Raw genomic sequence first — 23,457 nt, forward strand, 5'->3', positions numbered from 1 at the left:
AACCTTAAACTTCGGGGGAATATTCTATACACAACGACAGGGGATGTCGTTAGTCCAAAGAGATTTATCGCTGAAATAATTCGCGTAGCCGCTAATCAACGCGGCTACGCGTTCATTTAATGAGAATTAATGGATCCCGCCGATACGATTCAGGCGAACGCCGGTCGGCCATTCGCCTTCCTGCTTCTCAAAACTCATCCAGATAGCGGTCGCTTTACCTACCAGATTCGCTTCCGGCACAAAGCCCCAGTAACGGCTGTCCGCGGAATTATCGCGGTTATCACCCATCATGAAGTAGTGTCCCGGTGGTACGATCCAGCTGGCCAGCTGTTGGCCTGGCTGCCGGTAGTACATCCCCACTTGATCCTGCGCGATTGGCACGGTGAGGATACGGTGGGTCACATCACCCAGCGTCTCTTTACGTTCAACCAGGCGAATACCGTCCTCTTTGGTCTCGCCTTTGGGCACCTGGAAGAAACCGCTGGTCGCTTCACCGCCGTTACGGCGAGCAAAGGTCTGCACAAAATCACTTGGCTCAACGTTTGAGTAAGTGATTGGCAGCGCGTTTTCACACGCGGTACCGGAGCTGCAGCCAGGCTGAACGGTAACTTCTTTCGCCACCGGATCGTAGGTGACTTTATCACCCGGCAGACCCACTGCACGCTTGATGTAATCCAGACGCGGATCTTCCGGGTATTTAAACACCACGATGTCGCCACGTTTTGGATGACCGGTTTCGATCAGCGTTTTCTGGTAGATCGGATCTTTAATCCCGTAGGCAAACTTCTCAACCAGAATAAAATCGCCAATCAGCAGCGTTGGCATCATTGAACCAGACGGGATCTGGAACGGCTCGTAAATAAACGAGCGGACAACCAGCACAATCGCCAGCACCGGAAATACCGATGCCCCGGTTTCCAGCCAGCCCGGTTTCGGGCCGACTTTCTTCAGGGTTTTCGCGTCCAGCCCATCGCCAGTGGCTGCCTGTGCGGCAGCCTGACGTTCATGGCGTTTTGGAGCGAAAATAAACTTATCCAGACACCACAACAAACCTGTCACCAGGGTAGCAATGACCAGAATCAGGGCAAACATGTTCGCCATGCCAACTCCTTAGGGTTATTTGCCGTCTTTACCAACATGAAGGATGGCAAGGAATGCTTCCTGCGGCAGTTCGACGTTACCGACCTGCTTCATACGCTTCTTACCTTCTTTCTGTTTCTGCAGCAGCTTTTTCTTACGGCTGACGTCACCGCCGTAGCATTTCGCCAGAACGTTTTTACGCAGCTGTTTCACAGTAGAACGGGCAATAATGTGGTTACCGATGGCGGCCTGAATCGCGATATCAAACTGCTGACGCGGGATCAGCTCTTTCATCTTCTCAACCAGCTCACGGCCACGGTATGGCGCATTGTCGTTGTGAGTGATGAGTGCCAGCGCATCCACACGCTCGCCGTTGATCAGCACGTCCACACGCACCATGTTAGACGCCTGGAAGCGTTTGAAGTTGTAATCCAGTGATGCATAGCCACGAGAGGTAGACTTCAGACGATCAAAGAAGTCGAGGACCACTTCCGCCATAGGGATTTCGTACGTCAGCGCAACTTGATTACCGTGGTAAACCATGTTGGTCTGTACGCCACGCTTCTCAATACACAGCGTAATAACGTTACCCAGGAACTCCTGCGGCAGCAGCATATGACACTCTGCAATGGGCTCGCGCAGTTCTTCGATATTGTTCAGCGGTGGCAGCTTGGACGGGCTATCGACGTAGACGATCTCTTTGTTGGTGGTCTGCACTTCGTACACAACGGTCGGTGCCGTGGTGATCAGATCCAGATCGTATTCACGCTCCAGACGCTCCTGGATGATCTCCATGTGCAGCAGACCAAGGAAGCCGCAGCGGAAGCCGAAGCCCAGCGCCGTGGAGCTTTCTGGTTCATAGAACAGGGAAGCATCGTTGAGGCTCAGCTTGCCGAGCGCATCACGGAAGTTTTCATAGTCGTCAGAGCTGACCGGGAACAGACCCGCGTAAACCTGCGGTTTAACCTTTTTAAAGCCTGGCAGCGCTTTGTCTGCCGGGTTACGTGCTCCGGTCAGGGTATCGCCCACTGGCGCGCCGAGGATGTCTTTAATGGCGCAGACAAGCCAGCCTACTTCGCCACATTTCAGCTCGGTACGGTCAACCTGTTTTGGCGTGAAGATACCCAGACGGTCTGCGTTGTAAACCTGGCCAGTACTCATTACCTTGATTTTGTCGCCTTTACGCATGGTGCCGTTTTTAATACGCACCAGCGAGACAACGCCCAGGTAGTTATCAAACCAGGAGTCGATGATCAGCGCCTGCAGCGGGGCATCCGGGTCACCTTCTGGTGCCGGGATATCACGCACCAGGCGTTCCAGCACGTCGGTCACGCCCACGCCCGTTTTAGCGGAGCAGCGCACCGCATCGGTCGCGTCGATGCCGACAATATCTTCAATCTCTTCCGCTACGCGCTCAGGATCGGCAGCTGGCAGGTCAATTTTGTTCAGAACCGGCACAACCTCGAGATCCATTTCCATCGCGGTGTAGCAGTTTGCCAGGGTCTGGGCTTCAACGCCCTGCCCGGCATCCACAACCAGCAGCGCGCCTTCACAGGCCGCCAGCGAGCGTGAAACTTCATAGGAGAAGTCAACGTGGCCTGGGGTGTCGATAAAGTTCAGCTGGTAGATTTCGCCATCAGCCGCTTTGTAATCAAGCGTAACGCTCTGCGCTTTGATGGTGATACCGCGTTCGCGTTCCAGGTCCATGGAGTCCAGAACCTGGGCTTCCATTTCACGATCAGACAGGCCACCGCAAATCTGGATAATACGGTCAGACAGCGTCGACTTACCGTGGTCAATGTGAGCAATGATCGAAAAGTTACGTATGTTCTTCATATAGTTAAATAATTATGCCTTACGAATTCCTGGAGGCCGCTGTTCTTAGCCTGACGTTTTTCAGTGCGAAAACGCCGCATTCTACACTACATCCCCGTTACCTGGAAATGTACTTAGCGCCAGGTATAGCGTGAAGAAATGGCGTTTTCTGTTTTAGGACGTAAAAAAGGACAAAGCCCGATGGATCACCGGGCCTCAGAAGAGAGCGTCTCAACACGAAGCTGGTCGGGTGCTAGCCCTACGCTGAGAATAACAGGCTGCCATTCTTCGCGTGCGGCAAGCTTCGGGGAGAGAGCTTTGGCCAGCCAGAATCCCCCTACACCGCCCAATGCCGCACCACACATGGCGGCCACATCGGTACCAAACAGCATCTGGAATACGCCGCCCATAACAAACAGCCCCACCAGCGGAGAGAGATAAACCAGCATGGCGGACGTGAGCAGGCTACCTTCTGCAATTCCCAGCTCCACCTTTTGCCCCACCATCAGCGGCCGATCGCTTGGCACGGAAATGGTATGCGAGGTTTGCGGCCCGAGCTTGTTCAGCACGCGGCTACCGCAACCGGCTCTGGAAGCACAGCTATTGCATGAGGCCTTAACATCACAGCTCACCAGCGCAATGCCATTCTGCCACGATACGACCGTAGCCCACTCTTTAATCATTGTGCAGCCCTGAATTTAATGCTGTCGGAAATACGCTTCGCCGTTTGTGGCGGTAATTCACCCACAATGGTGATCTCTGCGTTATCGCGAACCGTGGTGCTGACCGTCCTGCGTCCGGTACGAAGCATTTGTTCAGAACTGTTTGCCGATGCGCGGTTAATGTTCACCGAGAAACTGAACAAACCATCGGAATAAAGACGCGATTCAACCGGTGTTTCAATGGTTGGCAGTTGTCGACGGCTGCTGGAGACTTCGCTAAACCCTTGCGGGATCCAGGAAGGAACCCAGTTGAAGTTGACGGAATCACCCGCCGGTACCGAAAGCAACGGTGGCAGGCTGGCTTTCGCCAGATTCTGCATGCTATTACCCACCTGATTGTTCACGCTAAAGGAGATAACGCGGAACTGTTCCAGCGTTTCACCATCACGGTCAAGCAGGTCTACACGCATTGGCAGCTTGGTTTCGGCGTCAATCCAGACGATATAGCTGTAGCGCGTTCCGTCACGGGCAACAACGCGGATCACCTCACACAGTCTGTCCGCAATGCGCGTACGCCCTACCGAAATGAAATCATAGTAAGGCGCAAGACGTTTGAAGTCGGTGTAGATAAGCGATGGCAGAGAATCGACGATATAATCGCCATTCAGTGTGAAAGGCTCCAGACCGGGTTCGAAATAACTGATTTCGTTACCACGCTGGACAACTTCCCGACGCGGGCCATCCATCTGTAAAAGCTGGGCGAGCGGCTGGTTATCAAGACGGGCATGGCGGTATCGTAACGACTCGACGCCCTGCTTATTGATACTGATAAATGCCAACTCGTAATTGAGTGACTGGCTGGCCAGATTCATTTGCTGCAACAACGCCCCGGATGAAACATCAGCCGAGGCGTTGGCAGAGAAGAACAGGCTACCCGCCATCAGAGACATGGCGAACCAAAGTTGCTTCATTACTGCGATTGCGTTCCTAAAGTTTGGTTTCCGGGCACCTGCACAGCCGCTTGCTGGGTTTGTGCCTGCTCAAACTGAAGCTGTTCAGAGTGCAGACGACGCTGCAACTCGTAATCCTGCAACATCGCATTAATGCGACGGCGTTGCTCCTGAACCTGCTGTTGCTGGCCGCCGCTGGCGGATGCATCAGCCGGAACACCCAAACTTACCGGGCTGGCTTTGCCCATCATCGGCAGTGTGTTGAACACTGGCGCTTCTGGCTGCTGATTAGTTTCAGACTGAGTATTATAGTGCTGGACGCCAACGATAACTGCAAGCGATACGCATGCAGCCACACCCATTTGGGTGAGCTGGCTGGCCCACGGACGCACCTTGTGCCAGAACGGCATTTTCTGCCACTGGTGAGGCGCAGGTTGAGCTTCAGGAATCAGCGGAGTGGTCTGACGGACAGGCTCATTTTCAATGGCCGCCATCACGCGAGCTGAGATATCGAAATGGAGAACCTCGCCGGTGTCACCGCGAAGGGTGTCACGGATGAGATGGTAACTCTCCCAGGTCTCTTGCATTTCGGGAGAATGAGACAGCTCGTTGAGCAGTTCACTATCCAGCGTTTCACCATCCATTAAAGCGGAAAGTTTTTCTTTCTGCATGCCTAATACCTTTTCCAGTATCCCGCTATCGTCAACGCCTGATAAGCGGTTGAACTTTATTATCAATTGCTTCTCGCGCACGGAAAATACGTGAACGTACCGTGCCGACCGGACAATCCATGATGGCGGCTATCTCTTCATAGCTCAGACCATCCAACTCCCGTAACGTAATTGCCATGCGTAAATCTTCCGGGAGCGACTCGATCGTGCGAAAAACGATTTGTCTCAGTTCTTCTGACAACATTAAGTTCTCAGGGTTCGAAATTTCTTTCAGCGCACCGCCACTTTCGAAGTTTTCGGCGTCGATTGCGTCCACATCACTTGAAGGCGGACGGCGGCCCTGAGCGACCAAATAATTCTTTGCCGTATTGACCGCAATACGGTACAGCCAGGTATAAAAAGCACTATCTCCCCGGAATGAATCCAGCGCGCGATAGGCCTTAATAAAAGACTCTTGTACTACATCAGGCACATCGCCTGACGGTACATAGCGGGAAACCAGGCTCGCCACCTTATGCTGGTAGCGCACCACCAGTAAGTTAAAGGCTTTCTGATCTCCCTTCTGGACCCGTTCAACCAGGACCTGGTCCGTTAACTGCTCGCTCATCCGAGGTAATGTCTCCCCAAACCTAAATTCCACGCGTTATCGAAACGCCACTCTTAAAAAACCGCACTTTGAGCAAGCACCGAATTAGAGTGTCTGATCTTCAATAAGTTCCGTAACGCCTTTGTTTTTGTTCATCGCGCCGCAGACTGTTCATTTTCTCTCATTATAAGTCTGTTCACGATACGCACCACTTTATGACAAGAAACATCTCTTTTCCCGCCAGAAGAGTAACGCAACCCAGTCTTTATTTCACCACAAAATCTGACGCTAACGATCTGCTTCGCAAAATATTTTCTTTCTTTTACGTGGTTTTAATCCTCCGCCTCGAGTTTAGCGGTTACAACTCACATCAAAAAAAACGTGCGATATCTCGCATTCGGATGCTATTCTGACCAAACACTGTTTAGTAAATTAAACAAAAATCATGAACACAACACCTGAACTGCATTGTGATGTACTGATCATCGGTAGCGGCGCTGCCGGTCTCTCCCTGGCACTGCGTCTGGCCGAACATCAGAGCGTTATCGTTCTGAGCAAAGGGCCGATAAGTGAAGGTTCTACGTTTTATGCCCAGGGCGGTATTGCCGCCGTGTTTGATGAGACAGACAGCATTGCGTCGCATGTCGACGATACGCTGATTGCCGGGGCCGGGATCGTGGATGCACATGCCGCAGAGTTTGTGGCCAGTAATGCCCGTCATTGCGTGCAGTGGTTGATCGATCAGGGCGTATTATTTGATACGCAGGTACAGCCAAACGGTGAAGAAAGCTACCACCTCACCCGCGAAGGCGGGCATAGCCACCGCCGTATCCTGCATGCCGCAGACGCTACCGGTAAAGAAGTCGAAACCACGCTGGCCAGTAAAGCCCTCAGCCATCCTAACATTCGGGTCCTTGAGCGCAGCAATGCCGTTGACCTGATTATTTCCGACAAGATTGGCCTGCCTGGTACGCGTCGTGTCGTGGGTGCCTGGGTCTGGAATCGCAATAAAGAGAAGGTTGAGACCTGTCAGGCGAAAGCCGTGGTGCTGGCGACTGGCGGTGCATCCAAAGTGTATCAGTATACCACCAACCCCGATATTGCCTCCGGAGACGGCATCGCCATGGCCTGGCGCGCCGGTTGTCGCGTGGCAAACCTTGAATTCAACCAGTTTCACCCGACCGCCCTGTTCCATCCTCAGGCGCGTAATTTCCTGCTGACGGAAGCCCTGCGCGGTGAAGGCGCATACCTGAAACGTCCTGACGGCTCCCGCTTTATGCCGGACTTTGACCCCAGGGGCGAGCTGGCACCGCGCGATATCGTTGCCCGCGCCATCGACCATGAAATGAAGCGTCTTGGCGTAGACTGCATGTATCTGGACATCAGCCATAAGCCGGCAGAGTTTATCCGCCAGCATTTCCCGATGATCTACGAAAAGCTGCTGGGTCTGGGGATTGATTTAACCCGCGATTCGGTGCCCATCGTGCCTGCCGCCCACTATACCTGCGGGGGCGTAATGGTTGATGATCATGGTCGCACCGATGTGGATGGCCTGTATGCTATCGGTGAAGTAAGTTATACCGGGCTTCATGGCGCGAACCGGATGGCGTCGAACTCACTGCTGGAGTGTCTGGTTTACGGCTGGTCTGCCGCGGAAGATATCACGAAGCGCATGCCTTACGCCCGTCAGACAGAAAATCTGCCTGCCTGGGATGAAAGCCGCGTGGAGAACCCGGATGAGCTGGTCGTTATTCAGCATAACTGGCACGAACTGCGGCTGTTTATGTGGGACTACGTCGGGATTGTGCGGACCACGAAACGTCTTGAACGCGCATTACGCCGTATCACGATGCTGCAGCAGGAAATCGATGACTATTATGCCAATTTCCGCGTATCCAATAATCTGCTGGAGCTGCGCAATCTGGTTCAGGTTGCCGAATTGATTGTTCGCTGCGCGATGATGCGTAAAGAGAGCCGCGGTTTGCACTATACCCTCGACTACCCCGATCAGCTGGCCGAGTCCGGCCCGTCGATCCTCTCCCCGCAGGTTCACATAAACAGATAAAACGCCTGGGTCAGAGCGGTGTAATCTTCGGAATAACGCTGGTCTGGCCCACGGATCACCATTCGGTCGTTAAAGCATTCACCTTCTTTAGGTGAGAGCGCCAGCAGCACACGGTGCGGCAATCGCCCTTCGGTATCTGCAATATCGGTGCGTAAACGTAATTTCCAGCCAATCTCTTGCGCTATGCCAATAAACGCATTGCCGGTGCTTTCTGGCAGAACCACGCAGAAAAACCCCTCTTCTGAAATAAGCTCTGCGGCACTGATCAGCAGCGCCTTATGGTCGAGGGAGCCGGTATAACGGGCCTGTTCACGCTCAGGCGTTCCGCACTCAACTCCGGGCGCGTAGTAGGGAGGATTGCTGACAATCAGGTCGTAACGCGCGGTTTGCTCCGGCGTCCAGTCGAGCACATCTGCACATTCAACGTTAATCCGGGCGGCCCACCGAGATTCAGCCGCATTTTCACTCGCCTGCTCTGCCGCCTGCGCATCCAGCTCCACCGCATCTATGGTGACATGCGCTTCGGTACGTTGCGCCAGCATCAGCGCCAACAGCCCGCTGCCCGTCCCAATATCCAGAATACGCTTTACACCTGCGACAGGTGCCCAGGCACCCAGTAAAATACCGTCTGTACCGACTTTCATGGCACAGCGATCGTGAGCGACAAAAAATTGTTTAAACGTAAAACCATCGCGGCGCAACTGCGCTTTGAGTTGAGACATGTCAGGGCAACCTTCTAAGTGAAACTGGAGTAGCATAGGGGAAAGCGAAGTGGCCGCAAAGCGATATCCATACAAACAGATGAAGATTACAGCCGTAACGTCTATAATCAGCGCCCCACACAGAGGTAGAACATGACTGTAACGACTTTTTCCGAACTTGAACTCGATGAAAGCCTGCTCAATGCACTTGAGAGCAAAGGCTTTACACGCCCGACCGCCATTCAGGCAGCGGCCATTCCGCCTGCGCTTGAGGGCCGCGATGTGCTCGGTTCTGCGCCAACCGGCACGGGGAAGACAGCAGCTTACTTGCTGCCTGTGTTGCAGCATCTGCTCGATTTTCCACGTAAAAAATCAGGCCCGCCGCGTATTTTGATCCTGACGCCGACGCGCGAGCTGGCGATGCAGGTTGCCGATCACGCCCGCGAGCTGGCGGCCAATACCCATCTGGATATCGCCACGATCACTGGCGGCGTTGCGTATATGAACCACGCCGAAGTGTTCAGCGAAAACCAGGACATCGTCGTTGCGACGACCGGTCGCCTGCTGCAGTACATTAAAGAAGAGAACTTCGACTGCCGCGCGGTAGAAACACTGATTCTGGATGAAGCTGACCGCATGCTGGACATGGGCTTCGCGCAGGATATCGAACATATCGCGGGTGAGACACGCTGGCGTAACCAGACGATGCTGTTCTCTGCCACCCTTGAAGGGGATGCGATCAAAGACTTCGCAGAGCGCCTGCTGGAAGATCCGGTGGAAGTTTCCGCGACGCCGTCCACGCGCGAGCGCAAGAAGATCCACCAGTGGTATTACCGTGCAGATAATCTTGAACACAAGGTTGAGTTACTTAAGCACCTGCTGAAGCAGGACGATGCCACCCGTACCATCGTCTTTGTGCGTAAGCGCGAGCGTGTGCATGAACTGGCTGAAATGCTGCGTAATGCCGGAATCAATAACTGCTATCTCGAAGGCGAGATGGCGCAGGTTAAGCGTACCGAAGGGATTAAACGTCTGACTGATGGTCGCGTGAACGTGCTGGTCGCAACAGACGTTGCTGCACGCGGGATCGACATTCCGGACGTCAGTCACGTCATTAACTTCGATATGCCACGCAGCGGCGACACCTATCTGCACCGCATTGGCCGTACCGGCCGTGCCGGACGCAAAGGTATCGCGATCTCTCTGGTCGAAGCGCATGACTACCTGCTGCTGCAGAAAATTGGCCGCTACGTTGATGAGCCACTGAAAGCACGCGTTATTGATGAGCTTCGCCCGACCACACGTGCACCGAGTGAAAAAATGACGGGCAAACCGTCTAAAAAAGCGCTCGCAAAACGTGCTGAGAAAAAAGAGAAAGAAAAAGAGAAGCCGCGCGTGAAGCAGCGCCACCGCGATACCAAGAATATTGGTAAACGCCGTAAACCAAGCTCTGCCGCACCAGAGACGAAAACTGAAGAGTAAAAAAAAGCCGGGGAAAACCCCGGCTTTTTTATTCCACCCCCGAGACTGAAACCTTACAGGCTTTCAGTAAAGGTACGCGCAATAACGTCGCGCTGCTGTTCCGGGGTCAGAGAGTTAAAACGTACTGCATAACCTGATACACGAATGGTCAGCTGTGGGTATTTTTCCGGGTGCTTAACCGCATCTTCCAGCGTTTCACGACGCAGCACGTTCACGTTCAGGTGCTGACCACCTTCAACGCGCACTTCCGGTTTTACTTCCATTGGGATTTCACGGTATTCGATTTCGCCCAGTTTGTTCACCGGAACGATTTCATCTTCAGCAAAACCCGCTTTCGCTACTACACAGCGCGCTTCATTTTTCTCGCTGTCCAGCAGCCAGAAAGAGTTGAGCAGGTCGTCATTTGCAGCTTTAGTAATCTGGATACCTGTAATCATGTGTTGCCTCCCTTAGGCTACATTAACTGGTGTCGGCCTCGCGCGGCCAATTGGTAAAACCATTGTTTCTTGTGTGTATATATATCACTCGCACCCCGGTCATTTATTGATTTAAATCAACAAAAACACCAACCACACAAAGAGTGTGGTTTGATTTTATTGTTCCAGATCAATTTCATTGCTTTGCCAGCTCAACTCCTTTCGCATCTATTCAAAATAAATTGAGTGACTTACGGTGATTTTATGCCTGGGATTTTGCACCCAGGGTTTTAGCGGTTAAGCTAGGCGCAGAATGTGATTCGCAGGAGAGCGAGATGACGACACCGTTGACCTGGCACGATGTGCTGGCAGAAGAGAAACAGCAGCCCTATTTTATTAACACCCTCAGCACCGTTGCGGCAGAGCGGCAGTCTGGCCAGACGATTTATCCGCCACAAAAAGATGTTTTCAACGCGTTTCGCTATACCGAACTCAGCGATGTGAAAGTTGTTATCCTCGGCCAGGATCCTTACCACGGACCGGGACAGGCTCACGGGCTTGCTTTCTCTGTACGTCCTGGGGTTGCTATTCCCCCTTCGCTTCTGAACATGTACAAAGAACTCGAAAAGACCGTGCCCGGGTTTACCCGGCCCACGCATGGTTATCTGGAAAGCTGGGCGCGCCAGGGCGTGCTGTTACTGAATACGGTACTCACCGTACGTGCCGGTCAGGCACATTCTCACGCCAGCCTGGGCTGGGAAACCTTTACCGATAAAGTCATCAGCCTTATCAACGAGCATCGTGAAGGGGTGGTGTTTTTACTGTGGGGTTCCCACGCGCAGAAGAAAGGGGCGATTATCGACAGGCAGCGTCATCATGTCCTGAAGGCACCGCATCCGTCACCGCTGTCAGCGCATCGTGGTTTCTTTGGTTGTAATCATTTTGTTCTGGCGAACGAGTGGCTGGAAAAACGTGGCGAAACGCCAATTGACTGGATGCCAGTGTTACCGGCTGAGAGTGAGTAACGCATCGGATGTGCCCGTTTTAGCGGGCACATCCGACGCACAGTCTTATGCTTTATTCTGGCGCCACCATTCCGCCAGCAGTACGCCAGTCGCAACGGAAACGTTCAGACTTTCAACATTGCCTGTACCGTCGATAGAGACGCTCAGATCCGCGCTGGAAAGCGCAGCATCCGACAGGCCATCACGCTCCTGACCCAGCACCAGCACCATTTTACGCGGCAATGTGGCTTTAAACAGCGGCGTAGCGGCATGGCTGGAGGTTGTGACGATGGCATATCCCGCATTACGGAACTGCTCAATAGCATCCAGAACGCTGTCGCCGGTGATCGGCTGAACATGCTCTGCCCCGCCCTCTGCGGTACGGATCGCGGCACCCGATTCCAGCAGCGCGGCATCCTGTAACAGCACGCCTTTCACGCCAAAGTGCGCGCAGCTACGCATCATTGCACCCAGATTATGCGGGTTGCCCACATCTTCAAGTGCCAGCACGCAGTCATCGGCTTCCGCCTGGCTAACCCACTGCTGTACGGTAGTCCCGTTACGTTTTTTGATCAGGAAGCACACGCCACCGTGGTGTTCAGTGCCTGATGCTTTCGTCAGCTCAGCGTCATCCACCACATGGTAGGCTTTACGGTTTGCCGCCATCCAGCGCAGCGCTTCTTTAAAGCGCGGGGTTACGCTCTGGATAAACCATGCGCGAACGATGCACTCAGGACGGCTCTGGAACAGCGCCTGGCAGGCATTCTCGCCATAGACTCGGGTCTCTTCTGCACGCTGACGGCGCAGCACTTCCGGGTCAATAAAGCTTTTCCCGCTGATACCACCGTGATCGGCTTTTTCAGGCGCCTCTTCACCAGGGGCACGAGAAACGGTACGCCAGGGGGATGAACCCTCGCGCGAGAAATCATCGCGTTTGCGATCGTCACGCTTGCGGTCATCACGTTTGCGGTCATCACCGCGGTTATTTCTGTCATCGCGGGCGGGGCGACGGCCACCGTCTGCACGAGAAGACGCCGGACGCCCGCCACCTTTTCCGGTACGCGGATTTTGGGTGCGTTTATCAGAGTCATCATCACTGCGGACATACATCACTTTGACCTTGCCGCTTTTGTTTTTCATTTCGTCGTTCATGCTTTTCTCCACCAGCGCTGCGCGAAGCGCGCAGATTACCCGATGTGCAAGCTCATAGCCATAAATTCGTACAAAAGCCTGTGACTATTGTTCTCATTGAATAAAACGCATTGTCGTTTCAAACAGGCTGAATGATAATATGTAACATATTAGAAACATTATCGGCATTCTGCCGCTGTCCCACGGCTCTATCAGAGGTTAGTTATGAATACCGTATGTGCCAACTGTCAGGCTCTTAATCGCATTCCGGACGATCGGATTGAAGATGGCGCGAAATGCGGGCGTTGTGGCCATGAACTGTTTGATGGCGATGTTATCAACGCTACGGGTGCTACGCTGGACAAACTCCTCAAGGACGATCTTCCGGTGGTTGTCGATTTTTGGGCACCGTGGTGTGGTCCGTGCCGTAGCTTCGCGCCTGTCTTCGAGGATGTTGCCGAAGAACGCAGCGGCAAAATGCGTTTTGTTAAGGTCAATACCGAAGCAGAACGTGAGCTGAGCGCACGCTTTCGCATTCGCAGCATCCCAACCATCATGATTTTCAAAAATGGTGAAGTGATCGACATGCTTAACGGTGCCGTTCCTAAAGCACCGTTTGATAGCTGGTTAAACGAATCGCTGTAACATTAACGGGGCGCATCTTGTGCCCCGTTCCTTCCTCTGCGAAAATAGGGTTTTTCCTCCACTTCGCCCATGACTGATAACGCTGTTCTTCAACTGCGCGCCGCACGCCTGGCCCGCGCGACTCGCCCTTTTCTTGCCCGCGGCAATCGTATTCGCCGCTGTCAACGTTGTCTGCTGCCGCTAAAAGTTTGTCTGTGCGAGACCCTTGCGCCGAGCACCGCGAAGAGTCGTTTTTGCCTGGTCATGTTCGATACCGAACCAATGAAACCCAGCAATACCGGACGCCTTATTGCCGACATTCTGCCGGATACCGCGGCATTTCAGTGGTCACGCACGGAACCGCCTAAAGCCCTGCTCGACTTAGTGGCAAACCCGGACTATCAGCCAATGGTCGTATTTCCGGCCTCGTATGCTGGCGAAGATCGCCAGGTGCTTTCGGCACCGCCATCAGGTAAACCGCCGCTGTTTATTATGCTGGACGGAACCTGGACCGAAGCGCGAAAAATGTTCCGCAAAAGTCCTTATCTCGATTCATTGCCGGTGATTTCGGTCGACCTTTCACGCGTCTCGGCCTACCGCCTGCGAGAAGCGCATGCTGACGGGCAATACTGTACCGCTGAAGTGGCGATTTCCCTTCTGGATTTAGCGGGAGATACCGTCGCGGCAGGTGCGCTGGGGAGCCATTTCTCCTGCTTTCGTGAACGTTACCTGGCAGGAAAAACCGTTCATAAGGGCAGCGTCACAGCAACTGAGACAGAAAACGTTTAAAATCATCAGGTCGCTTGCATTCACAGGAGGCCTGCATGAGCCAGCGAGGGTTAGAAGCGCTACTTCGTCCTAAATCCATTGCCGTTATCGGCGCATCAATGAAACCGGATCGCGCAGGCTATCTGATGATGCGTAACCTGCTGGCCGGCGGATTTAATGGCCCCGTCATGCCCGTGACGCCTGCCTATAAGGCTGTTCAGGGGGTGCTGGCATGGCCGGACGTGCAGAGCCTGCCTTTCATACCGGACCTTGCCATCCTGTGTACAAATGCGAAACGTAATCCAGCCCTGCTGGAGTCGCTCGGCAGGAAAGGATGTAAAACCTGCATTATTCTCTCGTCTCCGCCCGAACAGCAGCCGGAGCTTCTGGCATGCGCCAGTCGCTACCAGATGCGCATTCTTGGGCCAAACAGTCTGGGCCTGCTCGCCCCGTGGCAGGGGCTGAATGCCAGCTTCTCCCCGGTCCCTATCCGCAAAGGCAAACTCGCTTTTATTTCGCAATCGGCTGCGGTATCGAACACGATCCTCGACTGGGCGCAACAGCGTGAGATGGGGTTTTCCTACTTCATTGCTCTGGGTGACAGCCTGGACATCGACGTTGATGAACTGCTCGATTTTCTGGCTCGCGACAGCAAAACCAGCGCTATTCTTCTTTATCTTGAGCACCTGAGCGACGCCCGTCGTTTTGTGTCGGCTTCCCGTAGCGCGTCCCGTAACAAGCCGATTCTGGTGATTAAAAGCGGGCGTAGCCCCGCCGCCCAGCGTCTGCTGCAGTCGCATTCCGGCATGGATCCCGCCTGGGATGCTGCGATTCAACGCGCGGGTTTGCTGCGGGTTCAGGATACACACGAGCTTTTTTCCGCCGTCGAGACGTTAAGCCATATGCGTCCATTACGCGGTGAGAAGTTAATGATTGTCAGTAATGGCGCGGCTCCTGCCGCACTTGCACTGGATGAACTGTGGCTGCGCAATGGCAAGCTGGCCACCCTGGGTGAGGAGACGCTTCAACGCCTGAAAGAGGCGCTGCCGGCAAGCGTTAGCCCAGGCAATCCCCTCGATTTGCGCGATGACGCCAGTAGCGATCACTATATCAGGGCGATCTCCCTTTTACTGGATAGCCAGGATTTCGATGCGCTGATGATTATTCACTCGCCCAGCGCGGTCGCTCCCGGGAGTGAAAGCGCGCGCGCACTGATTGACGCCGTCCGGAACCATCCTCGTGGTAAATATGTCACCCTGCTGACCAACTGGTGCGGTGAGTTCTCTTCCCAGGAGGCACGACGCCTGTTCAGTGAAGCCGGTCTGCCCACCTACCGCACTCCGGAAGGCACGATTACGGCGTTTATGCATATGGTGGAGTATCGCCGCAACCAGAAGCAGCTCCGTGAAACCCCGGCTTTACCGGGTAACCTGACGGCGAACACCGCCGATGTTCACCGGCTTTTACAGCAGGCTATCGAAGAGGGAGCCACCTCGCTTGATACGCACGAAGTGCAGCCGATTCTGGGCAGTTACGGGATGCAAACCCTGCCCACCTGGATTGCCGGCGACAGCGCCGAAGCCGTGCATATTGCCGAACAAATTGGCTATCCCGTTGCCCTCAAGCTTCGCTCACCGGATATCCCGCATAAGTCTGATGTCCAGGGGGTGATGTTATACCTGCGGACTGCGACCGAGGTACAGCAAGCCGCTGATGCCATATTCGACCGGGTCAAAATGGCCTGGCCTCAGGCGCGGATCCACGGACTGCTGGTGCAAAGCATGGCTAATCGCGCTGGCGCTCAGGAGTTGCGCGTGGTGGTTGAATACGATCCTGTCTTTGGCCCGCTTATCATGCTGGGGGAAGGCGGCGTCGAGTGGCGTCCTGAGGAGCAGGCGGTCGTGGCTTTGCCACCACTGAACATGAACCTGGCGCGTTATCTGATCATTCAGGCCATCAAAAGCAAAAAAATCCGGGGCCGAAGCGCGCTGCGCCCTCTTGATATTGCCGGGTTGAGTCAGTTCCTGGTGCAGGTGTCTAATCTGATTGTTGATTGCGCGGAGATCCAGCGGCTGGACATCCACCCGCTGCTCGCCTCCGGCAGTGAGTTTACGGCCCTGGACGTCACGCTGGATATCGCGCCTTTCGAGGGTGACAGAGAGAGCCGCCTTGCGATCCGCCCGTATCCTCTGCAACTGGAGGAGTGGGTGGAGATGAAAAACGGAGAGCGCGCGTTGTTCCGCCCTATCCTGCCGGAAGATGAACCGCAGCTGCGCACGTTCATCTCTCAGGTAACGAAAGAGGATCTTTACTATCGCTATTTTAGCGAAATCAACGAATTTACCCACGATGATTTAGCCAATATGACCCAGATCGACTACGATCGAGAAATGGCATTTGTCGCCGTCCGTCGTTCCGATAAGGGCGATGAGATCCTCGGCGTTACGCGTGCTATTTCCGACCCGGATAATGTTGATGCGGAGTTTGCTGTGCTGGTGCGCTCCGATCTGAAAGGGTTGGGTCTGGGGCGACGGCTGCTGGAAAAACTCATCAGTTATACGCGAGATCACGGATTGTTACGCCTCAATGGCATTACTATGCCTAACAATCGCGGTATGGTGACCCTGGCGCGAAAACTTGGATTTGACGTTGATATTCAGCTGGACGAAGGTATTGTGGCCTTATCCCTGAGCCTGATATCAGCGGATAAAGCCGAGTAAGCTACTGGAAATGTTACCCACTTTGGACGGGACTGGTGGTATCATTGTCCGCTTATGTTGTTTGCATGGTACAGACAACCCTTCAATGAACAGAGAAGAAACGCACTGTGATGTTGTCAAAATTTAAGCGTAATAAACATCAACAACACCTTGCTCAACTACCGAAGATTTCTCAGTCAGTTGATGATGTAGAGTTCTTTTACGCTCCCGCCCATTTTCGGGAGACGCTTCTGGAAAAGATTGCCGGCGCTACGCGTCGCATTTGCATTGTGGCCCTGTATCTTGAACAAGATGAAGGTGGGCGAGCGATCTTAAATGCGCTCTATGAAGCCAAGCGTCAACGTCCGGAACTGGATGTTCGCGTGCTGGTCGACTGGCACCGCGCTCAGCGTGGCCGTATAGGCGCTGCTGCTTCAAACACCAATGCTGACTGGTATTGCCGCACGGCGCAGGAAAATCCTGGCGTCGATGTGCCCGTTTACGGCGTACCTGTAAATACCCGAGAAGCGCTCGGCGTCCTCCATTTCAAAGGGTTCATCATTGATGACAGCGTGCTGTACAGCGGCGCGAGCCTGAATGATGTTTACCTCCATCAGCTCGATAAATATCGATATGACCGTTACCATCTGGTTCGTAATCCGCAGATGGCGGATATCATGTTTAACTGGGTTGATAAGAACTTAGTGCAGGGTCGCGGCGTAAATCGTCTTGACGATCCACACCGTCCTAAAAGCCCGGAAATTAAAAATGATATCCGCGCGTTCCGCCAGGAACTGCGTGATGCGGTCTACCATTTCCAGGGCGATGCCAATAACGAAGAGCTGTCCGTTACACCGCTGGTGGGGTTAGGCAAATCAAGCCTGCTGAACAAAACGATTTTCCACCTGATGCCGTGTGCGGAGCAGAAACTCATCATCTGCACCCCTTACTTCAACCTTCCCGCCGTGCTGGTGCGTAATATCATTCAGCTGCTGCGTGATGGTAAAAAAGTTGAAATTATCGTCGGTGACAAAACGGCTAACGACTTCTTTATTCCTGAAGATCAACCGTTCAAGATTATCGGTGCCCTCCCTTATCTCTATGAGATTAACCTGCGCCGTTTCCTGAGCCGTTTACAGTATTACGTTAACACTGACCAGCTGGTCGTGCGTCTGTGGAAAGATGAAGACAACAGTTATCATCTGAAAGGGATGTGGGTCGACGATGAATGGATGCTGCTTACGGGCAATAACCTCAACCCTCGCGCCTGGCGTCTGGATCTCGAAAATGCCATCCTGATCCATGACCCGAAACATGAGTTAGCGACCAGTCGTGAACGTGAGCTCGAGCTTATTCGCACGCATACCACTGTGGTTCAGCATTACCGTGAACTGCAGAGCATTGCCGATTACCCGGTGAAAGTCCGCAAGCTTATTCGTCGCCTGCGTCGAATCCGTATTGACAGACTTATCAGCCGTATTCTGTGATGTCCAGGCCCTGTCAGCGACAGGGCTTTTTTTTGGAGTCCGCTAATGCGTATTCTTCTCTTGCTGAGTGCTCTCTTTCTCAGTGGCTGTAGCCATATGGCTAACGATAGCTGGTCCGGGCAGGATAAAGCGCAACACTTTCTCGCCTCCGCGATGTTGTCCGCTGCCGGTAATGAGTATGCACAACATCAGGGGTACAGTCGGGATCGTAGTGCGGCAATCGGCCTGATGTTCTCTGTAAGCCTTGGGGCTTCAAAAGAACTGTGGGATAGCCGCCCCGCGGGGAGCGGCTGGAGCTGGAAAGACTTTGCCTGGGACGTAGCCGGTGCCACGACCGGCTATGCCGTGTGGCAGATGGCTCGCTATTAGAGACGAATACCTTTACCCTTTCGATGCAGCATCAGGGAGACAATAAAGGCCAGTGCCCCCATCACCGTCACGTACCAGAAGAAGGTTGTTTCCGTTCCCCATGATTTAAGCGACAGCGCGACGTACTCCGCAGAGCCACCGAACAGCGCATTGGCGACCGCATAAGAAAGCCCTACCCCCAAAGCGCGTACCTGTGCCGGGAACATCTCAGCCTTCAGGATCCCACTGATCGATGTGTAAAAACTGACAATGACCATCGCCAGCATGACCAGACCAAAGGCGGCATACGGTGAGGAAACGTGCTGAAGCGCAGTTAAAATGGGAACAGTACATAACGCGGACATGCCGCCAAAGATCAGCATTGATGTGCGACGCCCTATTTTATCGGAGAGCGCGCCAATAAGTGGCTGAATCAGCATAAAGACGAACAACGCGGCGGTCATGATAGCGCTGGCGACGTTGGCGTGCATGCCCGTGGTGTTCACCAGATATTTTTGCATGTAGGTGGTGAAGGTGTAAAAGCTGAGAGAACCGCCCGCGGTGAACCCGAGAACCATCAGGAAAGCTTTGCGGTTACGCCACAGCCCTTTAAACGACCCCGCCTCCTTCAGCGCCCGGACCTCTTTTTGCGAGGTTTCATCCAATTGACGACGCAACCAGAGTGCGACGACCGCCAGTACAGCGCCCATCGCGAAAGGAATTCGCCATCCCCACTCATGAAGCTGGCTGTCGGTAAGGACCTGCTGCAGAATAACCACCACCAGAATGGCCAGAAGCTGGCCACCAATAAGCGTGACGTACTGGAAAGAGGCGTAAAACCCTTTCCGGCCCTCAAGGGCAATTTCACTCATGTAAGTGGCGCTGGTACCGTATTCTCCTCCAACAGAAAGCCCCTGGAACAGACGAGCCAGTAGCAAAAGAGCCGGCGCCCATGTCCCGATAGCGTCATAACCGGGAAGACAGGCGATCACCAGCGAGCCAAAACACATCATGCAGACCGAAATCAGCATGGATGCCTTACGTCCTCGACGGTCTGCAATCCGTCCAAACAACCATCCACCAATGGGGCGCATTAAGAAGCCCGCAGCAAATACGCCCGCCGTTTGCAGAAGCTGTGTGGTGGTGTTGCCGGACGGGAAGAAGATATGTGCGAAGTAAAGTGAACAGAATGAGTAGACGTAAAAGTCGAACCATTCCACCAGGTTCCCTGAAGAGGCACTGACGATTGCCCATACCCTTCTACGGGAATCACTGGCAGCCAGCGTCCCGTTCGATGTTATGCTTTCTGTCATTGTGATTATGCTCCTGCCATAAAAACGGCATGCTGAGTCCTGAGAACTCACGATCTTGTAAAGCAAATGTTATTATTTTGTTATAAATAACATTGAGAGTAAGATCACATTTTCTGTTAGCAAGGTAAGTTATAGGATAAAGACTAAGGGTCGTTGGCTGGTGTGGCGGTGTGCAGTCTGACGCCGTCTCCGGTGGCGGGAAAGAACCAAAGCAAAAAACCCCGCACCATACGGTACGGGGTTCTTTTAATTGATGCCTGGCAGTTCCCTACTCTCACATGGGGAGACCCCACACTACCATCGGCGCTACGGCGTTTCACTTCTGAGTTCGGCATGGGGTCAGGTGGGACCACCGCGCTAAAGCCGCCAGGCAAATTCTGTTAATCTGTATCAGCTGAAAATCGTCTCTCATCGCCAAAACATCTTCGGCGTTGTAAGGTTAAGCCTCACGGTTCATTAGTATCGGTTAGCTCAACGCATCGCTGCGCTTACACACCCGACCTATCAACGTCGTAGTCTTCAACGTTCCTTCAGGAGACTTAAAGTCTCAGGGAGAACTCATCTCGGGGCAAGTTTCGTGCTTAGATGCTTTCAGCACTTATCTCTTCCGCATTTAGCTACCGGGCAGTGCCATTGGCATGACAACCCGAACACCAGTGATGCGTCCACTCCGGTCCTCTCGTACTAGGAGCAGCCCCCCTCAATTCTCCAGCGCCCACGGCAGATAGGGACCGAACTGTCTCACGACGTTCTAAACCCAGCTCGCGTACCACTTTAAATGGCGAACAGCCATACCCTTGGGACCTACTTCAGCCCCAGGATGTGATGAGCCGACATCGAGGTGCCAAACACCGCCGTCGATATGAACTCTTGGGCGGTATCAGCCTGTTATCCCCGGAGTACCTTTTATCCGTTGAGCGATGGCCCTTCCATTCAGAACCACCGGATCACTATGACCTGCTTTCGCACCTGCTCGAGCCGTCACTCTCGCAGTCAAGCTAGCTTATGCCATTGCACTAACCTCCTGATGTCCGACCAGGATTAGCTAACCTTCGTGCTCCTCCGTTACTCTTTGGGAGGAGACCGCCCCAGTCAAACTACCCACCAGACACTGTCCGCAACCCGGATCACGGGTCTACGTTAGAACACCAGCCATTAAAGGGTGGTATTTCAAGGTTGGCTCCACGCAGACTGGCGTCCACGCTTCAAAGCCTCCCACCTATCCTACACATCAAGGACCAGTGTTCAGTGTCAAGCTATAGTAAAGGTTCACGGGGTCTTTCCGTCTTGCCGCGGGTACACTGCATCTTCACAGCGAGTTCAATTTCACTGAGTCTCGGGTGGAGACAGCCTGGCCATCATTACGCCATTCGTGCAGGTCGGAACTTACCCGACAAGGAATTTCGCTACCTTAGGACCGTTATAGTTACGGCCGCCGTTTACCGGGGCTTCGATCAAGAGCTTCGCGTTGCCGCTAACCCCATCAATTAACCTTCCGGCACCGGGCAGGCGTCACACCGTATACGTCCACTTTCGTGTTTGCACAGTGCTGTGTTTTTAATAAACAGTTGCAGCCAGCTGGTATCTTCGACTGATTTCAGCTCCACCCGCAGGGGCTTCACCTACATATCAGCGTGCCTTCTCCCGAAGTTACGGCACCATTTTGCCTAGTTCCTTCACCCGAGTTCTCTCAAGCGCCTTGGTATTCTCTACCTGACCACCTGTGTCGGTTTGGGGTACGATTTGATGTTACCTGATGCTTAGAGGCTTTTCCTGGAAGCAGGGCATTTGTTACTTCAGCACCGTAGTGCCTCGTCATCACACCTCAGCGTTAACAAGGAACCGGATTTACCTGGAACCTCCGCCTACATGCTTAAACCGGGACAACCGTCGCCCGGCTAACATAGCCTTCTCCGTCCCCCCTTCGCAGTAACACCAAGTACAGGAATATTAACCTGTTTCCCATCGACTACGCCTTTCGGCCTCGCCTTAGGGGTCGACTCACCCTGCCCCGATTAACGTTGGACAGGAACCCTTGGTCTTCCGGCGAGCGGGCTTTTCACCCGCTTTATCGTTACTTATGTCAGCATTCGCACTTCTGATACCTCCAGCACCCCTCACAGGACACCTTCAACGGCTTACAGAACGCTCCCCTACCCAACAACGCATAAGCGTCGCTGCCGCAGCTTCGGTGCATGGTTTAGCCCCGTTACATCTTCCGCGCAGGCCGACTCGACCAGTGAGCTATTACGCTTTCTTTAAATGATGGCTGCTTCTAAGCCAACATCCTGGCTGTCTGTGCCTTCCCACATCGTTTCCCACTTAACCATGACTTTGGGACCTTAGCTGGCGGTCTGGGTTGTTTCCCTCTTCACGACGGACGTTAGCACCCGCCGTGTGTCTCCCGTGATAACATTCTTCGGTATTCGTAGTTTGCATCGGGTTGGTAAGCCGGGATGGCCCCCTAGCCGAAACAGTGCTCTACCCCCGAAGATGAGTTCACGAGGCGCTACCTAAATAGCTTTCGGGGAGAACCAGCTATCTCCCGGTTTGATTGGCCTTTCACCCCCAGCCACAAGTCATCCGCTAATTTTTCAACATTAGTCGGTTCGGTCCTCCAGTTAGTGTTACCCAACCTTCAACCTGCCCATGGCTAGATCACCGGGTTTCGGGTCTATACCCTGCAACTTAACGCCCAGTTAAGACTCGGTTTCCCTTCGGCTCCCCTATACGGTTAACCTTGCTACAGAATATAAGTCGCTGACCCATTATACAAAAGGTACGCAGTCACCCCATAAAAGAGGCTCCCACTGCTTGTACGTACACGGTTTCAGGTTCTTTTTCACTCCCCTCGCCGGGGTTCTTTTCGCCTTTCCCTCACGGTACTGGTTCACTATCGGTCAGTCAGGAGTATTTAGCCTTGGAGGATGGTCCCCCCATATTCAGACAGGATACCACGTGTCCCGCCCTACTCTTCGAGTTCACAGCCTGTGTGCTTTCGTGTACGGGACTTTCACCCTGTACCGTGCGACTTTCCAGACGCTTCCACTAACACACAAGCTGATTCAGACTCTGGGCTGCTCCCCGTTCGCTCGCCGCTACTGGGGGAATCTCGGTTGATTTCTTTTCCTCGGGGTACTTAGATGTTTCAGTTCCCCCGGTTCGCCTCGTTAACCTATGTATTCAGTTAACGATAGTGTGTCGGAACACACTGGGTTTCCCCATTCGGACATCGCCGGGTCAAAGGTTCATATCACCTCGCCGGCGCTTTTCGCAGATTAGCACGTCCTTCATCGCCTCTGACTGCCAGGGCATCCACCGTGTACGCTTAGTCGCTTAACCTCACAACCCGAAGATGTTTCTTTCGATTCATCACCGGTTTGCGAAAATTTGAGAGACTCGAACACACATAACATGTGTGTCGTTTCAATTTTCAGCTTGATCCAGATTTTTAAAGAGCAAATATCTCAAACGTCACCCGAAGATGAGTTTTGAGATATGTCGGCAGGTGACTTTCACTCACGAACCAGCAAGTGGCGTCCCCTAGGGGATTCGAACCCCTGTTACCGCCGTGAAAGGGCGGTGTCCTGGGCCTCTAGACGAAGGGGACACTGAAGTCTCAATCGCAAGACGCCTTGCTATTTACTTTTCATCA

18 protein-coding genes, 1 tRNA gene and 2 rRNA genes are annotated in these 23,457 nt (G+C 53.5%); 8 read left to right on the forward strand and 13 right to left on the reverse strand.

The window, feature by feature from the left end; genetic code table 11:
* Window positions 1–126: 126 nt before the first annotated feature.
* From lepB to rpoE, 6 genes are all read right to left on the reverse strand, one after another.
* Entirely contained in the window at window positions 127–1,101 is a 975-nt protein-coding gene (gene lepB, locus BH714_RS13110; protein WP_014171215.1) for a signal peptidase I, read from the reverse strand.
* A 15-nt stretch (window positions 1,102–1,116) separates the two neighbouring features.
* Window positions 1,117–2,916 carry a translation elongation factor 4 gene (lepA, locus tag BH714_RS13115; RefSeq protein WP_014171216.1) on the reverse strand — a complete coding sequence of 600 codons (1,800 nt, stop codon included), beginning with the start codon at window positions 2,914–2,916 and terminating at the stop codon, window positions 1,117–1,119.
* Between the two features lie 185 nt (window positions 2,917–3,101).
* On the reverse strand, window positions 3,102–3,578 hold the full coding sequence (gene rseC / locus BH714_RS13120) for a SoxR-reducing system protein RseC (RefSeq protein WP_014171217.1): 477 nt from the start codon (window positions 3,576–3,578) through the stop codon (window positions 3,102–3,104).
* Complete coding sequence (gene rseB / locus BH714_RS13125; protein ID WP_014171218.1) at window positions 3,575–4,528, reverse strand: sigma-E factor regulatory protein RseB; 954 nt, start codon at window positions 4,526–4,528, stop codon at window positions 3,575–3,577. The genes rseC and rseB overlap by 4 nt, the downstream gene beginning before the upstream one ends.
* Window positions 4,528–5,178 (reverse strand): anti-sigma-E factor RseA, encoded by a 651-nt coding sequence (rseA, locus tag BH714_RS13130; protein WP_025203448.1) that lies wholly within the window; start codon window positions 5,176–5,178, stop codon window positions 4,528–4,530. The genes rseB and rseA overlap by 1 nt, the downstream gene beginning before the upstream one ends.
* Window positions 5,179–5,209: 31 nt before the next feature.
* Window positions 5,210–5,785: an RNA polymerase sigma factor RpoE gene (gene rpoE / locus BH714_RS13135; RefSeq protein ID WP_006176728.1), complete on the reverse strand. Its 576-nt coding sequence runs from the start codon at window positions 5,783–5,785 to the stop codon at window positions 5,210–5,212.
* Between the two features lie 424 nt (window positions 5,786–6,209).
* Between rpoE and nadB the strand changes: the two genes are divergently transcribed.
* A complete protein-coding gene (gene nadB, locus BH714_RS13140) occupies window positions 6,210–7,829 on the forward strand; it encodes an L-aspartate oxidase (protein ID WP_040018162.1) in 1,620 nt (539 codons plus the stop codon).
* Here nadB and trmN read toward each other — a convergent pair.
* Window positions 7,814–8,551, reverse strand: a complete 738-nt coding sequence (gene trmN, locus BH714_RS13145) for a tRNA(1)(Val) (adenine(37)-N(6))-methyltransferase TrmN (RefSeq protein ID WP_040018164.1) — start codon at window positions 8,549–8,551, stop codon at window positions 7,814–7,816. The two genes, nadB and trmN, sit on opposite strands and share 16 nt — an antisense overlap.
* Window positions 8,552–8,683: 132 nt before the next feature.
* Between trmN and srmB the strand changes: the two genes are divergently transcribed.
* Window positions 8,684–10,012 (forward strand): ATP-dependent RNA helicase SrmB, encoded by a 1,329-nt coding sequence (gene srmB / locus BH714_RS13150; protein WP_020882998.1) that lies wholly within the window; start codon window positions 8,684–8,686, stop codon window positions 10,010–10,012.
* A gap of 53 nt (window positions 10,013–10,065) precedes the next feature.
* Here srmB and grcA read toward each other — a convergent pair whose 3' ends face one another.
* The gene (grcA, locus tag BH714_RS13155; RefSeq protein ID WP_013098327.1) at window positions 10,066–10,449 is read right to left on the reverse strand and encodes an autonomous glycyl radical cofactor GrcA; all 384 of its coding nucleotides are present in this window, start codon (window positions 10,447–10,449) and stop codon (window positions 10,066–10,068) included.
* Between the two features lie 314 nt (window positions 10,450–10,763).
* Here grcA and ung point away from each other — a divergent pair, with 314 nt between their 5' ends.
* The gene (gene ung / locus BH714_RS13160; protein WP_025203444.1) at window positions 10,764–11,453 is read left to right on the forward strand and encodes a uracil-DNA glycosylase; all 690 of its coding nucleotides are present in this window, start codon (window positions 10,764–10,766) and stop codon (window positions 11,451–11,453) included.
* A gap of 45 nt (window positions 11,454–11,498) precedes the next feature.
* Here ung and BH714_RS13165 read toward each other — a convergent pair whose 3' ends face one another.
* Window positions 11,499–12,584 (reverse strand): tRNA/rRNA methyltransferase, encoded by a 1,086-nt coding sequence (locus BH714_RS13165; RefSeq protein ID WP_032678704.1) that lies wholly within the window; start codon window positions 12,582–12,584, stop codon window positions 11,499–11,501.
* Between the two features lie 204 nt (window positions 12,585–12,788).
* Here BH714_RS13165 and trxC point away from each other — a divergent pair, with 204 nt between their 5' ends.
* From trxC to BH714_RS13190, 5 genes are all read left to right on the forward strand, one after another.
* Window positions 12,789–13,208 carry a thioredoxin TrxC gene (gene trxC / locus BH714_RS13170; protein ID WP_014171226.1) on the forward strand — a complete coding sequence of 140 codons (420 nt, stop codon included), beginning with the start codon at window positions 12,789–12,791 and terminating at the stop codon, window positions 13,206–13,208.
* Window positions 13,209–13,277: 69 nt separating this feature from the next.
* A complete protein-coding gene (locus tag BH714_RS13175; RefSeq protein WP_040018165.1) occupies window positions 13,278–13,976 on the forward strand; it encodes a tRNA-uridine aminocarboxypropyltransferase in 699 nt (232 codons plus the stop codon).
* Window positions 13,977–14,011: 35 nt separating this feature from the next.
* On the forward strand, window positions 14,012–16,675 hold the full coding sequence (locus BH714_RS13180; RefSeq protein WP_025203442.1) for a bifunctional acetate--CoA ligase family protein/GNAT family N-acetyltransferase: 2,664 nt from the start codon (window positions 14,012–14,014) through the stop codon (window positions 16,673–16,675).
* A 110-nt stretch (window positions 16,676–16,785) separates the two neighbouring features.
* Window positions 16,786–18,141, forward strand: coding sequence for a CDP-diacylglycerol--serine O-phosphatidyltransferase (gene pssA / locus BH714_RS13185; protein ID WP_020882993.1), 1,356 nt, complete (start codon window positions 16,786–16,788; stop codon window positions 18,139–18,141).
* Window positions 18,142–18,186: 45 nt separating this feature from the next.
* A complete protein-coding gene (locus BH714_RS13190) occupies window positions 18,187–18,510 on the forward strand; it encodes a YfiM family lipoprotein (protein ID WP_014171230.1) in 324 nt (107 codons plus the stop codon).
* Here BH714_RS13190 and BH714_RS13195 read toward each other — a convergent pair.
* The 4 genes from BH714_RS13195 to BH714_RS13210 form a co-directional block, all read right to left on the reverse strand.
* The gene (locus BH714_RS13195; protein ID WP_025203439.1) at window positions 18,507–19,802 is read right to left on the reverse strand and encodes an MFS transporter; all 1,296 of its coding nucleotides are present in this window, start codon (window positions 19,800–19,802) and stop codon (window positions 18,507–18,509) included. The two genes, BH714_RS13190 and BH714_RS13195, sit on opposite strands and share 4 nt — an antisense overlap.
* Before the next feature lie 255 nt (window positions 19,803–20,057).
* Window positions 20,058–20,173, reverse strand: a 5S ribosomal RNA gene (rrf, locus tag BH714_RS13200).
* Between the two features lie 64 nt (window positions 20,174–20,237).
* Window positions 20,238–23,144 (reverse strand): 23S ribosomal RNA (locus BH714_RS13205).
* A 192-nt stretch (window positions 23,145–23,336) separates the two neighbouring features.
* Window positions 23,337–23,412, reverse strand: a tRNA-Glu gene (locus BH714_RS13210).
* Window positions 23,413–23,457: the final 45 nt, after the last annotated feature.

Source organism: Enterobacter ludwigii (genome assembly GCF_001750725.1).
Taxonomy (GTDB): domain Bacteria; phylum Pseudomonadota; class Gammaproteobacteria; order Enterobacterales; family Enterobacteriaceae; genus Enterobacter; species Enterobacter ludwigii.

Bases quoted from the DNA above. Each gene is read 5' to 3' on its own strand.
- nadB (WP_040018162.1), top strand. From the start codon at position 6,210: ATGAACACAACACCTGAACTGCATTGTGATGTACTGATCATCGGTAGC.
- BH714_RS13165 (WP_032678704.1), bottom strand. From the start codon at position 12,584: ATGAACGACGAAATGAAAAACAAAAGCGGCAAGGTCAAAGTGATGTAT.
- rpoE (WP_006176728.1), bottom strand. From the start codon at position 5,785: ATGAGCGAGCAGTTAACGGACCAGGTCCTGGTTGAACGGGTCCAGAAG.
- rseC (WP_014171217.1), bottom strand. From the start codon at position 3,578: ATGATTAAAGAGTGGGCTACGGTCGTATCGTGGCAGAATGGCATTGCG.
- trxC (WP_014171226.1), top strand. From the start codon at position 12,789: ATGAATACCGTATGTGCCAACTGTCAGGCTCTTAATCGCATTCCGGAC.
- srmB (WP_020882998.1), top strand. From the start codon at position 8,684: ATGACTGTAACGACTTTTTCCGAACTTGAACTCGATGAAAGCCTGCTC.
- BH714_RS13195 (WP_025203439.1), bottom strand. From the start codon at position 19,802: ATGACAGAAAGCATAACATCGAACGGGACGCTGGCTGCCAGTGATTCC.
- trmN (WP_040018164.1), bottom strand. From the start codon at position 8,551: ATGTCTCAACTCAAAGCGCAGTTGCGCCGCGATGGTTTTACGTTTAAA.
- BH714_RS13190 (WP_014171230.1), top strand. From the start codon at position 18,187: ATGCGTATTCTTCTCTTGCTGAGTGCTCTCTTTCTCAGTGGCTGTAGC.
- BH714_RS13180 (WP_025203442.1), top strand. From the start codon at position 14,012: ATGAGCCAGCGAGGGTTAGAAGCGCTACTTCGTCCTAAATCCATTGCC.
- pssA (WP_020882993.1), top strand. From the start codon at position 16,786: ATGTTGTCAAAATTTAAGCGTAATAAACATCAACAACACCTTGCTCAA.
- BH714_RS13175 (WP_040018165.1), top strand. From the start codon at position 13,278: ATGACTGATAACGCTGTTCTTCAACTGCGCGCCGCACGCCTGGCCCGC.
- lepA (WP_014171216.1), bottom strand. From the start codon at position 2,916: ATGAAGAACATACGTAACTTTTCGATCATTGCTCACATTGACCACGGT.
- lepB (WP_014171215.1), bottom strand. From the start codon at position 1,101: ATGGCGAACATGTTTGCCCTGATTCTGGTCATTGCTACCCTGGTGACA.
- grcA (WP_013098327.1), bottom strand. From the start codon at position 10,449: ATGATTACAGGTATCCAGATTACTAAAGCTGCAAATGACGACCTGCTC.
- rseA (WP_025203448.1), bottom strand. From the start codon at position 5,178: ATGCAGAAAGAAAAACTTTCCGCTTTAATGGATGGTGAAACGCTGGAT.
- ung (WP_025203444.1), top strand. From the start codon at position 10,764: ATGACGACACCGTTGACCTGGCACGATGTGCTGGCAGAAGAGAAACAG.
- rseB (WP_014171218.1), bottom strand. From the start codon at position 4,528: ATGAAGCAACTTTGGTTCGCCATGTCTCTGATGGCGGGTAGCCTGTTC.